This is a genomic window from Mycobacterium paraseoulense (assembly GCF_010731655.1).
Lineage (GTDB): Bacteria > Actinomycetota > Actinomycetes > Mycobacteriales > Mycobacteriaceae > Mycobacterium > Mycobacterium paraseoulense.
Genome location: NZ_AP022619.1, coordinates 947085 through 961257, shown reverse-complemented (window position 1 = coordinate 961257; position 14173 = coordinate 947085). Strand labels below are relative to the sequence as shown.

The following is a 14173-nucleotide window of genomic DNA, read 5'->3' as shown; positions in this document are numbered from 1 at the left end:
CTCAGGTGACCCGGACGGGTCGGCCGAAACGGGTTCGGACTCCGGCGGAGAAGAGCGCACGCAACCGCTCGCCCGCGGGGCGCACCGCGGCGGCCGCTACCAGCTCGTCGTCCAGCTCGACGATGTCGGCCGCGTGCAACGGCCAGGTCTCGTGCTCGTTCGGTATCCACCAGGTCCGGCCGGCCTTGCGGGTGTGCGCGCCCCACCGGGCTGTGAGCCAGACTTCCAGCGGGGTGGGCTCCACCGGCGCGCCGACGGCGACCTCGACCCGGCTGCGCAACCCATGGCGGGGCCACCGGCGCACGCTGTCATAGGTGACGCGGTCGCCGAGCCGGTGCGTGCGCATCCTCGCCCAGGTGTAGGGGACGCCGAGCCCGGCCCGCACGACCGGCACGACGGCCAGCCGCGCTGTTTCCAGCGACCGGAACAGCACGCCGTGCCGGCCGGAGCCGTCGACGCTATACAGCCGGACGTTGGTTTCCGGGAAGCTGCCGAAGTACGGGAGCCGAAGTGACGTCCCGACTTTGGTGCTGGCCATGACGAACGGGACCAGTCCGACGTAGGTCATCCCGTCGGCGAAGACGTCGGGACGGCTGCCGGGCGGGTACATCCCTTCGACGGTGTGGGGCAACACCGGCCAATGGATGAAGGTCAGATCGCGCCAGCGCTGATCGAAGGTGACGGGGCCGCGAAGCGGCGGCGGCGTGACCGGGTAACCCGCGAGGCCCTCGCCGTCGCCGGGTTCGGCGGCCGGCGGGCCGGGGGACGCGGTCATCGGACCATCGTGGCACGCGGACCGGCCGCTGGGCTCAACGCACTGTCAACCGCTGATGATCCACTCTCGCGCCTTCTCGATCTCGCCGGCCGGGAAATGCTCGATCGTGGCTGACACGAAATGCGACGTCAGGTGTTCGGCGACGTCCCCGAGGAGAGAGTCGGTGACGACGGCGATCTTCTTGACGCGCTTCTGATGGTCGCGAACAAAGCGGAAATGGGTGACCATGGCCCCGAAACTGTCCCATCCCGGGAAGGACGAGACATTGAGAATAAGGCCGGCGAGCTCCCCCTTGGCCTCGATCTCGGGGTCAACGGCCTTGGCGAGTTCTTCAAAGTCGTGTTTGTCGAGCGCGGATTTTGGCCGCACCTCCAGGATGGAGTTTTCGCCGTCCAAGTCGTATTCAATCATGTTGTGCTCCAAGCGGATCGCTGCGTTGAGCCGAAGTGGCGATGACTCCATCCTGCCGGCCGCCGGGCCTTGCGCGTAAGGGGCCAAAGTCACCGACCGGACGCACAGTGTCCTATTTCTCCAGCTCGCCGGAGATCCCGCGCTCGATGCTGGCTTGGGTGGTGACCGGCAACACGAGGAGGCCGTCGAGTTCCTGACGCGCCAACTCGTGGGCGCGCCGGCGTTCCTGAGGTGTTGCGGCGGCGTCCGACGCGACCCTTAGCAGGTTCTGGGCGCGCGCGATTCGCTGTTGGTCCGCCCGGGAGAAGTCGCTGCGTCGTCTGCGCATCGCTTCCATCTCGGCGGCGTTGAAGGCGGTCACGTAATCCTCGACGGCGCCCCGGTATTGCGCCGCCGCTTCCCGGTCGTCGAGAAGGTCTTCGGCTTTGACGGGGCGCAGGAAGTCGGCCCGGAGCTTGGCTTTGTGGAAGGCGACCGTGAGTGGATCGCGCATGTCGGTCATGAGGGGGAAGTCGAGCAGCCTGGCGACGTCCAGTTCGTACTCGAGCCATCGCGCGTCGGTGCGGCCGTGCTCCTCGAGGACGCGGCGCAGCGACCGCCACTGGGCGACGTGATTGTTGCCGGCCTCCGGTGTTTCGGTCCGTTCGGCATCCGGCGGAGGCTGGGGCCGTCGACGGTTGGCGCCGAACGCGCGCACCGCGGCGACCGTCGCACCCGCCAGAGGCAGGATCACGATCAAGAGTTCCGCCAACCGGATGAGCAAACCCACACGGCCAGGATGCCACCGCCGAAGGCCGACATGCCGCCGAGCGTGGGGCCTATGCACGAATTCAGGACGGTTTCGGCACGCAGGGCCGCACTCGCGCCGCGGCGGCTCGGTGACGCTATAGAACCCCGAGGCCGCGCAGGGCTTTTAGCCCGAACCAGATCCCGAAAACCACTCCCACGACGATCACGATGGGCCGGTCGTGGTCCTGTAGCCAGCGCAAGACCCGATCCAGCAGTTCGCGTGACCGCCGCGGAAAAAATGCCGCCGCACCGACGATGAGCAGATTCACGCCTGCCGCGAGCGCGACGAAGAGAACGTACGAACCGATATTGGCGGGCCGGCTCAGGTTCGCGTCGCCGATCACGCTGATCGCCGCCAGCGTGAAGACCCAGGCTTTCACCGACACGGTGATGACGCCGGCGCCGATGAGGAAGGCCTTGGGAGGCGTGGCCGACGTCAGCACGGTCATCCACTTGGGCGGTGGGGCGTTGGGGTCGTCGTCGCTGAACACCTCCCGCGCCGCGGTCACCAGGAACAGCACGGCCACTACCAACAGCACGGTGGACACGACCCAGTGGTGTGGGTGATTCGCGTCGGCTTCGCGCTTTCCCCAATGCAGAATCGTGCCGAAGATGAGCCCTTGCAGCAGGCGCGTGCTGACGTGCCCTGCGACCCAGGCGCCGGCCGCGCGCACGCGCGCCGGGGTGCCCAACAACATGATCGTGATGACGATCTCGATCGGTTCGAGTGCGCAGCCAAGGATCAACGGGACCAGGCTGCCCCACATGGCGAGCACTATTGCGCTCCCAGCGCCGCGCGCAGCTCCGCGTCGGCGATCGCCGCGGCCAGATCGGCGGGCTGCGGGCGCACGGTGGCATCGATCCGGTCGATCCGGCCCGTGAACCGGAAGTCGTGCCCGTACGGGGCAACCGGGGAGCCGGTATCGGTGCCGACATCCAAGGTTTCGCCGCTCATCGAGAACCGGAACGGCACCGTCCGCTCGACGCGGCCGCGGGCTACCTCGGCGTCGTCGACGTGCAGCGACACCCACGCGCCCCTGCCCAGTCCCCCACCGTCGTAATCGAACGAAAGCCCCAGCGCCACAGTGCCTTCCGGTAGCGGCTCGGTGGCCGCAACGGTGGTGCGCTCATGCCCGAGATAGTTGTAGACAAACCGCGGAATGCCGCCGCGCAGGTACAAACTCCACCCGGCCATCGCGCCGCCGATGCTGATGACCACCCCCTGCGCGCCGCCCGCCGGGATGGTCACCTGTGCCCGCAGCTCGAAGGAAGTGCTGGTGAAGCCCAATGTCACCGGTTCGGGGATGCGCACATGCCCGGCAAAGTAAGTAACCGAGGTGCGCTCGGCCAGCAGGCTTGGGCGGTTGGCGGGCAGCGCGCGGGCCAGCGTCGCGTCGCTGAGCGGATACACATTGTATTTGCGCGCCTCGCCGTCGAACACGGCCTGCAGTTCGGCGAGCTTGTCGGGGCGCTGGGCGGCGAGGTCGACTCCCTGGCTGAAGTCATCCGCCAGGTGATAGAGCTCCCAGCGTTCGGTGTCACCGAACGCGGTGGTGCGCTGGGCGCGGACCCATGGCAGCCGGCCGTGAAAGCATGAGGCGATCCAACCGTCGTGATAGACAGCGCGATTGCCGAATATCTCGAAATACTGTGTGGTTCGCCGGCTGGGCGCCTCGGCGTCGTCGAACGAGTACCGCATGCTGACACCCTCGATCGGCTTCTGTTCGACGCCGTTGACACGCGCGGGCATCTCGATGCCGGCGGCTTCGAGGATGGTGGGGACGATGTCGATGACGTGGTGGAACTGGCTGCGCCGCTCCCCCGCCGCGGTGATCCCCTGTGGCCATGAGATCGCCAGTCCGTTACGGGTTCCCCCGAAATGCGATGCCACCTGTTTCATCCATTGGAACGGCGCGTCGAGCGCCCACGCCCAGCCGACGTTGTAGTGGTTCTCGCATCGTGGCGTGCCGAAGTCGGCCACGTGAGTCAGCAGCCATTCGGGATCTTCGGGCAGCCCATTCTGGAACGCGGGCGAGCTCCAGGCGCCGTGTACCGTTCCTTCCCCCGACGCGCCGTTGTCGCCGCACAGGTAGACGAATAGCGTCTTCTCCCAATGCCCCAACTCGTCGATGGCGTCGATGACCCGCCCGATCTGGGCGTCAGTGTGGGCCAGGAAGCCCGCGTACACCTCCATCAGCCGGCTCGCCACGGGCTTGTAGCGGTCGTCGTAGTCCGCCCACGCGGGTATCTGCTCGGGCCGCGGCGTCAGGCGGGCCCCGGAAGGAATGATGCCCATGTCGAGCTGGCGGGTATATATGCGTTCCCGCAACGCATCCCAACCGTCGTCAAACCGGCCGGCGAATCGGTCCGACCATTCCGGCCACACGTGGTGGGGACTATGGGTCGCGCCGGGCGCGAAGTAGAGAAAGAACGGCTTGTCCGGCGCCGACGTCTTCTGCAGCCGGATCCAGTCGATCGCCCTGTCGGCGAGGTCCTCCGTCAGGTGGTAGTCGTCGCGGCCGAGGTACGGCTCAATGGGTGTGGTCTGGTCGTAGAGTGCGGGTTCGTACTGGGAGGTGTCGCCGCCCAAAAAGCCGTAGAAGCGTTCGAAGCCGAGTCCGGTCGGCCAGCGGTCGAACGGGCCGGCCGGTCCGATCTCCCACGTGGGCGTGAAGTGCGCCTTGCCGAACAGTGCCGTGCTGTAGCCGTTCATGCGTAGCACCTCGGCAACCGTCGCGGTGCTCTGCGGTATGACGCTGTCGTAACCCGGGAAACCGTAGGCGATCTCACAGATGGTGCCCATGTGCGCGCTGTGGTGGTTGCGTCCGGTCAGCAGGGCGGCGCGCGTCGGGGAGCACAGTGCGGTCGTGTGGAACTGGTTGTAAAGCAACCCGGCACCCGCGACACGGTCCAGCGCCGGTGTCGGGACCGGGCCGCCGAACGTTGATGCGGCGCCGAATCCGACATCGTCGAGCAGAACCACGACCACGTTGGGGGCGTCGGCCGGCGGGTAGACGATCGAGGGTCTAACGGGGGTGGAATCGGCCGCCGAGGGGTTGATGACCCCGTCGAACCGTTCGCCCTTGGGGGGCTGGTTGACCATCGCGCCTCCTGGTGCTGGTGCAGCGGATTTCTCGGCCGTCCCCCACGCAACTCGGCGCATTCACCGTAATAGGCGGCGATTGGCCGCCGGCGTCAGGTCTGGGAACGCACCCCGAGCACATCGCGAAACAACGCCTGCCGCAGGGCTAGTTCGCGCGGGTCGCTCCACAGGTGAAAACCCAGCCGGTTCATGACGTAGCCGAAGCCGACGCCGGTGTCCGGGTCCGCGCAGCCGAACGAGCCGCCGAAGCCGGGAGTTCCGAAGGCCCGGCCCGAGGAGCCGAATGCGAAGTGCGGCACGGGTTTACAGAAGCCGAGGGAATACGCCACGTCGACGTTCATGACCTTGTCGCGAATGCCCCGGCTCGGGGAGACCGGCACCGCCGCCAGCGCCTCAAGGGTGTCGCCGCCGAACCCGAGCTCGGCTCCGCCGGTGGCCGCGCTGCCGTACATCCGCGCGACCGCCCGGGCGGTGCCGATGCCGTTGGCCGACGGGATCTCGGCCATCCGTACCTCGTCGCGGTTGTAGTCGCCGTTGAACGCGTTGACGCCGCGCGGGACCCCGATGGTGCGCGCCGTCAGGCCGACCGGGTTGAGCGATGCACCGACGAACCCGGGCGGCATCACGTTGAGATGCAGGAGTGTTTCCGCGCGCACCCAGTTGTGGACGTGTGCGACCCGCTCGCGGTTGACCGAATCCGGCAGGCCGATGTGCAGGTCCAGACCCAGCGGCCCGGCGATCTCGTCGGCCATGAAGCGGCCCAGCGTGCGGCCGGCCGGGTCGGTCCGGCGGATCAGCTCGGATTCGTACCAGCCGAGCGTGATCGCGTGGTAGCCGTGCCGGGTGCCGGGCCGCCACGCCGGCGCCTGGGCCGCCAGGATCGGCGAGAGCCTGGCGGGGTCGGCGACGTCGGCCAGCGTCGGCTTGGGTTTGAGCGCGCACAGCCCGGCCTGATGGCCGAGGAGTTGGCGGACCGTCACATCGCCCTTGCCGGCTTGCGCGAATTCCGGCCAGTAATCGGCCACCCTGGCGTCATAGGAGACCAGCCCGCGGGACACCGCCGCGGCCACCACCAGGGCGGCGACCCCCTTGGTGGTGGAGAACATGTTGACCATCGTGTCGTGGCGCCAGGGGTCTTTCGCCAGCCCGTTGCGGTAGCCGCCCCACAGGTCGACGACCTTGACGCCATCGCGGTAGACGGCCACGGCGGCGCCGACTTCCGCTCCGTCGCGGAAGCTGGCGCGGAAGGCGTCGGCGACTTTTCCGTATCCGGTGTCGACATCGCCGTGGATCTGATCCGCCGGCACCGCGATCTTGAGAACCATGTTCGCCTCCGAACGGAGACTAAGTCAGCCGCGCCGCGGGGAAGGCGTTTTCGGGTGCTCCCGCGCCAGCGAGGTCAGTGGCTGCCCAGAGTGTCACCCAGGTACTGGGCACGGCACGCCCGGCGCGCCAACTTGCCGCTGGTGGTGCGCGGAATGCCGCCGGCGGGCAGGAACCGCACGTCGGTGACCGGCACACCGTGGCGGCGCAAGACCGCCGCCCGGATGGCCTCGATGGCCGGCTGCGGGTCGGCGCGGCTGGTACCCGTCGCGCGCTCGGCGATGACCACCAGTCGCTGGTCGGTCCGCCCGGCCGGCACGGCGAAAGCGGTCACATACCCGCGCCGGACGATCGGGGACGCTTCGGCGACGGTCGCCTCGATGTCCTGGGGGTAGTGGTTGCGACCGTCGACCGTGACCATGTCGGCGATCCGGCCCGTGACATACAGCTCGCCGTCGAGATGGGTGCCCAGGTCGCCGGTGCGCAGCCACGGGAGTTCGACGGCGGAGCCCTCGGCGTGGCTGCCCTCGGCGAGCCGCGACTGCAGCCTGGCGCCGAACGCCCGGCGGGTGTCCTCGGGCAGCCCCCAGTAGCCGCGGCCGACGTTGTTGCCCTGCACCCAGATCTCGCCGACGTGACCGTCGGGCAGTTCGGTCCGGGTGTCCGGGTCGACGACGACGGCCCATTCGCTGCGGCCCACCTGACCGCAGGAGACCTGAGCCACGGCTTCCGGGGCGTCCGCGGCGACCCGCACGGCGCGACCGGCGCCCAGCTCCTCACGGTCGAAATAGGCGGGGGTGGCCTGTGCGGCGGGGGCGATGGTCGCGATGAACAGGGTGGCCTCCGCGATGCCGTACGACGGCTTGAACGCGGTCGGCGGTAAGCCGTACGGGGCGAAGGCCTTGTTGAAGGCGTTGATCGCCTCGATGCTGACCGGTTCCGATCCGATGATCAGCACCACGTCGCTCAGGTCGACGTCGTCGTCCGGTGCGGGCAGGCCGCGCTGGGCGGCCCATTCGTAGGCGAAGTTTGGTGCGGCGGTGATGGCGCGGCCCGCCTGGGCCGACAAGGCTTTGATCCAGCGCTGCGGCCGGCGGACGAACGCGGCCGGCGACATCAGCGTGGAGTGACCCCCGTACACCGCCGGGAAGCCGATCATCGACAGCCCCATGTCGTGGTACAGCGGCAACCAGCTCACACCGTGCGCGTTGCGGTCCAGCAGGTCGATCGAAAGGATCATCTGGACGAGGTTGGTGCCCACCGCTCGGTGCGTGATCTCGACGCCGACCGGGGGCCGGGTCGAGCCCGAGGTGTACTGCAGGTGGGAGATGTCGTCGTGGCGCAGCTCGGTGGGAGCGAATGAATCGCGCGCCGAGTCGGGGATCTCGTCGATGACGATGACCCTCGGCCGATGCCGGTGCGGGAGGGTGCTCAGAAAACCCTCGACCGCGCCGCTTGCCGGCGTGGTAGTCAATACGGCCGTGGGCTGTGAATCGCGCAGGGCCGTATCGAGACGCTCCGCGTGTCCGGGCAACTCGGGCGCGAATAGCGGCACGGCGATGGTTCCGGCCTTGATCGCCGCGTAGAAACCCATGACATAGTCCAGGCTCTGAGGGGCCAGCACCGCGACCCGCTCGCCACGGCCGGCCGCCTCTTGGACTCGCGCGCCGATGGCTTCCAGCCGGACACCGAACTGGTTCCAGGTGACCTCTTCGACGAGCCCGTCAGCCGAGCGGTTGTAGTCCAGGAAGCGGTAGGCCACGGCGTCACCGACGTTCGCGATGTTGCGGTCGACCAGGGAGATCAGCGTGACGTCCGGCGGCACCATGATGTTGCCCTCGGCATCCAGGCAGTCCTCGATCTCGAGCAAGCCGCCCGGGACACCTTTGGCGTGCGGACGCGAACCGGATTCCATGGACCCACTGTAGGCACGGCGCTGCGGAAACCCCCGTACCGCGAGGGTGATGATCGGCACCGCGCGCGTGAAGGACGTTCAATGGGAACCGAATTCGGGAAGGTCTCGGCGTTCGCGCATCTTCGTCACGGTGCCCGCGGTGCGGCCGGCAAAACCCCGCCGGGGGGGCGCGCGGCGTGAGCGGTAGCCTACCCGCGAGCGGCCTCCAGGGCCGTCGATGATTTCACGGGGAGTTGGTCATGGCAGGCAAGACGTTTTCCTTCGAGATCAACCGCACCAGCACCGCGCCTGCCGCGACGCTGTTCCGGCTGGTGACCGACGGCGCGAACTGGTCGAAGTGGGCCAAACCCATCGTTTTTCACTCGAGCTGGGCACGGCAGGGCGATCCCGCCCCCGGTGGGATCGGAGCCGTCCGCAAGGTGGGGATGTGGCCCGTGCTGGTACAGGAGGAGACCGTCGAGTACGAGCAGGACCGCCGGCACGCCTACAAGCTGGTTGGGCCGCCGACCCCGGCCAAGGATTACTCGGGTGAGGTGGTCTTCACGCCCAACCCGGCGGGCGGAACCGACATCCGTTGGAGCGGATCGTTCACCGAGGGCGTGCGCGGAACGGGACCGGTGATGCGCGCGGCCATGGGCGGGGCGGTCCGGTTCTTTGCCGGCCGGCTGGTGAAAGCGGCCGAGCGCGAATCGAACGCCCAGCGCTAGCTGCTTCCAGCGCAACCGGCCGCCACGCCCTCGGGCAGGCTACGGGTTGTCGGCCTGCTGCTCGTCGAGCTGAGCGACCTCGTCCTGATACTTCTTCGTCATGTGCGCCACGGCGTCCAGCTGGGATTGCGCGAGGCTCTCCCTTGCCTGCCCGGCCCGCGCGGCGGCATCCAGCGTCGGCTGCGCCTGACCCTGGAAATGCGGCATCACTTCGGCGGCAAACAATTCGGCGGACCGTCTGGTGGCGGCCGGGTTGGCCCACTCGTGGCCCATCTGCAGCATGCAGCCGAACCCGCCGGATTGATCCCACAGCCGCTGCACCTGTTCCCGCGCCCGCTCGGGCGTGCCGATCACGCCCGCCCCGTTGTCGTTGATGACGTCGATCATCTCGTCGAGCTGCTCGCCCGGCATCGTCATCTGCGGGAAGGCGGCCACTTTCTGGAAATAGCGGAACCATGGCTCGATGCCGAACTTGACCTCCTCTCGGGCCTGCTTTTCGGTTTCGGCGAGGTGGAACAGGCCGACCAGGCTCCAATTCTTGCGGTCGACCTGCGTGCCGAAGGCCGCCGCGCGCTCCTCGACGATGCCCCAGTGATAGGAGAGCGCATTGAAACCCTCGACGGTCAACGTCGCCCCGATCGACAGCAGGCCGATGCCATGCCTGCCCGCCAGCCGCGCACCAGTCGGCGATGCGACCGCGGCGACCGATAGGGGGATCCCGCCGTCGGAGTACGGGGCAAGCTGCAGCTTGGCGTCGAACAACTGATGCGTGGCCGTCTTGGCGCTCACCGTCTCCCCCGCCAGCAGCCGGACGACGATATCCAGATTGGTTTCGAGCAGCTCACGAGTGTCCGTCGGGGTGAGTCCGATCATGGAAGAGTCGCTGGGCAGCGAACCCGGTCCCACACCGCCGATGATGCGGCCATGCGTGAGGTGATCGAGCAGCATCAAGCGATCGGCGACCCAGAGCGGGTTGTGATACGAGAGCGAAATGACCCCGGTGCCAAAGCGAATCCGCTTGGCCCGTTCGGCCGCGGCGGCGATGAAGATCTCGGGCGAGCTGATGATCTCGCTGCCGGCGGAGTGGTGTTCGCCCAACCACACTTCGTCGAAGCCGAGCGTGTCGAGGTGCTCGATGAATTGGAGATCGCGCTGCAGCGCGAGCGTCGGGTTCGTGCCCGCCCGGTGGAACGGGGCGATGAAGTATCCAAATCTGAGCTTCGCCATCGAAGTCCCCTTGCATTCGAGTTGGGCAGAACCATAACTCGAATGCGGTGTTCGGCCTAGGCCGTCACGTCAGAACGCTCGGTGAGTGTGGCGTTTTCAGCCGGCGGGGCCGGGTGATCCCGGCCCCGCCGACTAGGGGAGCAAGTCTTTTCGCGCGTGCGTTACGGCGCTGAGCGCGCGGATGTCAGTAGCCGCCGCAGACGTTGCCGACGCAACCGCCGCCGCCACCCGGGCCGCCCCCGCCACCGCCGACGCCGGGGATGCTGCCGCCACCGCCGCCGGGCCCGCCACCGCCGCCGGGCCCGCCACCGCCGGTCGGGCCGCCGGGGACACCGCCGCCACCGCCGCCCGGTCCGCCACCGCCGGTCGGGCCGCCGGGGACACCGCCGCCACCACCGCCCGGTCCGCCACCACCGGTCGGGCCGCCGGGGACACCGCCGCCGCCACCGGGTGTCGATGGCGCGACGCTCGACGACGGCGTCGTCGTCGGCGTGGTGGTGCTGCTCGGCCCCTTGTTGCCGCCGCCACACCCGACCGCCAGCACGAGCATGGCCGCGCCGCCGAAGAGCGCGACCGAGGTCCTTGCCGCAGATCTCATCGCCAGTCCCCAATCCCCACGTGCACCGCGTGGTCCACTTCTCCTTACCCCGGCAGGCGTCGTGGCAAACGAGTTTCGGTGCGGGACTGCTGCCCTGGAAGACGCCGATGGCCCATCACCGGGATGGGCCATCGGAATATCGGCGGAGCTAGCAGTCGAGACCCGACACGCAGCCCACCAGTGTGGCCGCATGGGTGGTTGAGGGGGTCGCGACCGTCGCGGCGGGGCTGGATGACGAGTGCGTCGCGGTCGCCGCCGGGGTGGCACCGCTGCTACCGAATCCGAGCGCCAAGGCCACCGCGGAGATCCCGCCGACCACTGCCACCGCTGTCTTCATCTGCGCCCTCATCGGTCGCTCCCTTCTGTCACCGCGCGTCAGGGGGTGGCGCGCATCCATGACCGATTCTACACCTGTGCAACTGTTGCAACCGACACATTTTGTGGGCGCGGTCGATGCCGCGCCCGCGCCTGCGGCATCGACCGCAATCCGGGTTGTTCAGGTGCTGATGCGAGCAGAAACGCGAGGGCGTCAAACGCGTTGGGGACCGATGGCCCATCTCGGGCTAATGGGCCATCGGTGAGCCAAATCGTATCCGCTGACAATTGTTGTCATGCGGGAACTTACGAACCGGGCGATAAGAAATTTTCTTATTCGTAAATTGGACAGCTCGTGCGGCCCGGAAGCCGGCCGGACCGGATGCCGTTGCCGTCCAACGGCTTCGCCCGACTCAACGAGCGGCCGGAGTGCAGCTAATCCTCCTTGGTGATCAACTTCCGCAGCGCCACGCGGTCGGGCTTCAACAGCTCCTCGATGCGCGGGCGGTTCACCTCCGCGACGATGATCTCGCCGACCTCCTGGTTGACCTCGCTGAAGATGCCGTGGGACTTCATCTTTGAGGTCTGGTACAGGTTGTCCTCGGTCGGCGTCACGTAGTAGACAGCGTCCGCCTTGAAGCGGTGGACGAGCCACAAGTGGATCAGCGTCATCAGCCGCTTCTGCCGCAGCTTCTCGGCGAAGGTGTTCTGGTCACGCACCGTGAGGATGCTGCGCCCGTGGCGGTCCTTGATGGGATCGAACACGACGTTGGCCAGCTGCTCGTCTCCGTTGCCGTAGATGCCCAAGACGAGCACGTCCGAACCGGCGCGCCGCGGCCGCAGCTGAACCCGCAGCTTCTCGCCGAGCTCGTAATGCTCGCTCCACAGCGTCAGCCATTCCTCCAGCAGCTTCTTGGGCACCTCGGTCTGCACCAGATGCTGATGCTGGGTCGACCCCTTGCCCATCGCTTTGGTGGTCGCCGTGCGCCCGGAGGACGCCTGCAGCGCCGCGTCGCTGCGGGGTCCGCCGACCAGCGTCTGCGGGGTGCGGTACGGCGACTCGACCAAGCGCATCTTGCGCTGCAGGCGAGCCAGCGCCAGCATGCCGTCCTGCCTGAGCGAGGTGGCGAATTCCTCGGCCGCCACGCCGTCGATCTGGTGGCCGCCGTAGGTGATGAAGTTGAAGACGAAGCCCATCTTCCCGAGTTCCTCGGGGAAGCGCTTCATCTCGTCGTCGGTCATGCCGGTGGTGTCCCAGTTGAACGATGGCGAAAGGTTGTAGGCCAGCATCTGGTCGGGGAATTTGGCGTGGATCGCCTCGGCGAACTGCCGGGCGTCGGCCAGGTCGGCGGTCTTGGTCTCCATCCAGAGGATGTCGGCGAACGGAGCCGCCGCCAGCGACTTGGCGATCGCGTAAGGAATTCCGCCGCGAATCTGGTAGTAACCCTCCGGCGTTTTCGCCAGCTCGCAGTCCCACGGCGGGTCGGCGCCCAGCTCCTTCGCCTTTTCCCGCGCGGCGTAGAGCGACGCGGACTCGGAGAACCTGCGCCACTGTTCGGGGCTCATGTCGACGGGCTCGTCCTCGCTTTCGCCGAACGCGAGCACCTCCGCGACGGCCTCGCCGTAGGTCATCAGCCCGGCGTCGTCTTCCCAGGCCGCCACGAACCGCGACTCGACCTGGTCGAAGAGGTCGTCGATCGAGTCGTGCCCGTCCTCCCGCCGCGCGTTCACCGCGTCGGAGATCAAGCCCTGGATGCCCTGTCGCTCAAGCCAGGCGGTGGCGGCGGCGTACTCGGAATCGGCCAGCGCATAGAGCAGGTGGCCGTTGAGCTCCTTGACGCCCAGCTCGTAGAAGCGCCGGACCATCGCCAGGAAACAGGACTTGTAGGAAGGGATATTGAGGTTGGTGGCGCCGAGCAGGAAGGGCTGGTCGCGCTCGTCGGCGCGGCTGTCGATCAGGTTGGCGGCCTCGGCGTCGGTGCGGGCGACGATGATGCCCGGCACGCGCATGACGTCCAGCTGGAAGCGGGCGGCGTTGAGCCGCTTGATCTGTTCGTCGGAGGGCACGAGCACCTTGCCGCCCTGGTGGCCACACTTCTTGGTGCCCGGGCGCTGATCCTCGATGTGATAGCCGGCCACGCCGACCTCGACGAAGCGCCGGATCAGGTTGCGCACGTGCGGATCACCGCCGTGGCCGGTGTCCGCGTCGGCGATGATGAACGGGCGGTAGTCGTAGGCGGGTGTGCCGGCTCGTTGCGCCTCGCTCATGTTCAGCCGTTGGTACTGCTGGTTGCGGTCGGCGGTCAGCAGGGCGCGGACGAGTACCGCGGCGTCGTCGGGCACCTGGCTCAGGGGGTAGCTCGCGAGGTCGGGGCCGGGGTCTTCGGTGGTGGAGCCCTTGGCCGAGGTTGCCCAGCCGCCGAGGTAGATGCCCTCGATGCCCATCCGCTTCATGGCGACGGCTTGGCCCGGCGAGTAGGGCCCGAAGGTGGTGATGCTCTTCTTGGCGGCGAACAGTTCGCGCAGCCGGTCATAGAAGGCCGCCGCCGCGTTGCGTGCCACCGGGTAGTCGGTGGGGATGGTGCCGCGTTGCTCCACTACCTGGCGCGCGGTGTAGAGGCGGGTGATGCCGGCGAAGCGCGGGCCGTCCATGTAGCGCTGCGTGGCAGCCAGCTCGTCTTCAAACGAAGTCCGGACCTCGATGTCCGAGTCAATGATGGCCATGGCCTTACGCTCCCTGTTCGGCACGATTCCCTTGGACGTGAGTCTATCCCCGGGGATGACCGTTCAATCAGGGGTCAAAAGACCCATGCCAAAACTATTGCCTCATGCCCTACTCCGGCGCGTTCGCGCCGTTGGGGCCGATGGGCACACAAGACCATCGGTATCGACCGCGCGGCCATCGCCGGGTCTTCACGCCGCCGGTCAGTGGATCGGGTAAGGCCTTCGTGGCGTTGACGATTGCGCCACCGGTGCACGCGAAAGCCGTCGGCCGACCGATATCCCCGCG

At 68.0% G+C, this 14173-nt stretch carries 12 protein-coding genes; 1 reads left to right on the top strand and 11 read right to left on the bottom strand.

Annotated features, from left to right (window positions below; all coding sequences use genetic code 11):
• Position 1 precedes the first annotated feature (1 nt).
• From G6N51_RS04155 to G6N51_RS04125, 7 genes are all read right to left on the bottom strand, one after another.
• On the bottom strand, positions 2 to 775 hold the full coding sequence (locus G6N51_RS04155; protein ID WP_083170550.1) for a YqjF family protein: 774 nt from the start codon (positions 773 to 775) through the stop codon (positions 2 to 4).
• A gap of 45 nt (positions 776 to 820) precedes the next feature.
• Positions 821 to 1186, bottom strand: coding sequence for a SpoIIAA family protein (locus G6N51_RS04150; protein WP_083171008.1), 366 nt, complete (start codon positions 1184 to 1186; stop codon positions 821 to 823).
• Positions 1187 to 1298: 112 nt separating this feature from the next.
• Positions 1299 to 1955, bottom strand: coding sequence for a hypothetical protein (locus G6N51_RS04145; protein WP_083170548.1), 657 nt, complete (start codon positions 1953 to 1955; stop codon positions 1299 to 1301).
• A gap of 115 nt (positions 1956 to 2070) precedes the next feature.
• Positions 2071 to 2742 (bottom strand): GAP family protein, encoded by a 672-nt coding sequence (locus tag G6N51_RS04140; RefSeq protein ID WP_083171006.1) that lies wholly within the window; start codon positions 2740 to 2742, stop codon positions 2071 to 2073.
• Positions 2743 to 2750: 8 nt separating this feature from the next.
• A complete protein-coding gene (locus tag G6N51_RS04135) occupies positions 2751 to 5078 on the bottom strand; it encodes an arylsulfatase (RefSeq protein ID WP_083170546.1) in 2328 nt (775 codons plus the stop codon).
• Positions 5079 to 5170: 92 nt separating this feature from the next.
• Positions 5171 to 6403, bottom strand: coding sequence for a serine hydrolase domain-containing protein (locus G6N51_RS04130; RefSeq protein ID WP_083170544.1), 1233 nt, complete (start codon positions 6401 to 6403; stop codon positions 5171 to 5173).
• Between the two features lie 74 nt (positions 6404 to 6477).
• Complete coding sequence (locus tag G6N51_RS04125) at positions 6478 to 8316, bottom strand: fatty acyl-AMP ligase (RefSeq protein ID WP_083171004.1); 1839 nt, start codon at positions 8314 to 8316, stop codon at positions 6478 to 6480.
• 239 nt (positions 8317 to 8555) lie between these two features.
• On the opposite strand from G6N51_RS04125, the gene G6N51_RS04120 reads away from it, so the two are divergent.
• Complete coding sequence (locus tag G6N51_RS04120) at positions 8556 to 9023, top strand: SRPBCC family protein (protein ID WP_083170542.1); 468 nt, start codon at positions 8556 to 8558, stop codon at positions 9021 to 9023.
• 39 nt (positions 9024 to 9062) lie between these two features.
• On the opposite strand, the gene G6N51_RS04115 is transcribed toward G6N51_RS04120, so the two are convergent.
• From G6N51_RS04115 to aceA, 4 genes are all read right to left on the bottom strand, one after another.
• Entirely contained in the window at positions 9063 to 10250 is a 1188-nt protein-coding gene (locus G6N51_RS04115; RefSeq protein WP_083170540.1) for an LLM class flavin-dependent oxidoreductase, read from the bottom strand.
• Positions 10251 to 10434: 184 nt separating this feature from the next.
• Positions 10435 to 10848, bottom strand: a complete 414-nt coding sequence (locus tag G6N51_RS28860; RefSeq protein WP_163750644.1) for a hypothetical protein — start codon at positions 10846 to 10848, stop codon at positions 10435 to 10437.
• A gap of 148 nt (positions 10849 to 10996) precedes the next feature.
• On the bottom strand, positions 10997 to 11197 hold the full coding sequence (locus G6N51_RS04105; RefSeq protein ID WP_142275056.1) for a hypothetical protein: 201 nt from the start codon (positions 11195 to 11197) through the stop codon (positions 10997 to 10999).
• 401 nt (positions 11198 to 11598) lie between these two features.
• Positions 11599 to 13887: an isocitrate lyase ICL2 gene (gene aceA, locus G6N51_RS04100; protein WP_083173111.1), complete on the bottom strand. Its 2289-nt coding sequence runs from the start codon at positions 13885 to 13887 to the stop codon at positions 11599 to 11601.
• Positions 13888 to 14173 lie beyond the last annotated feature (286 nt).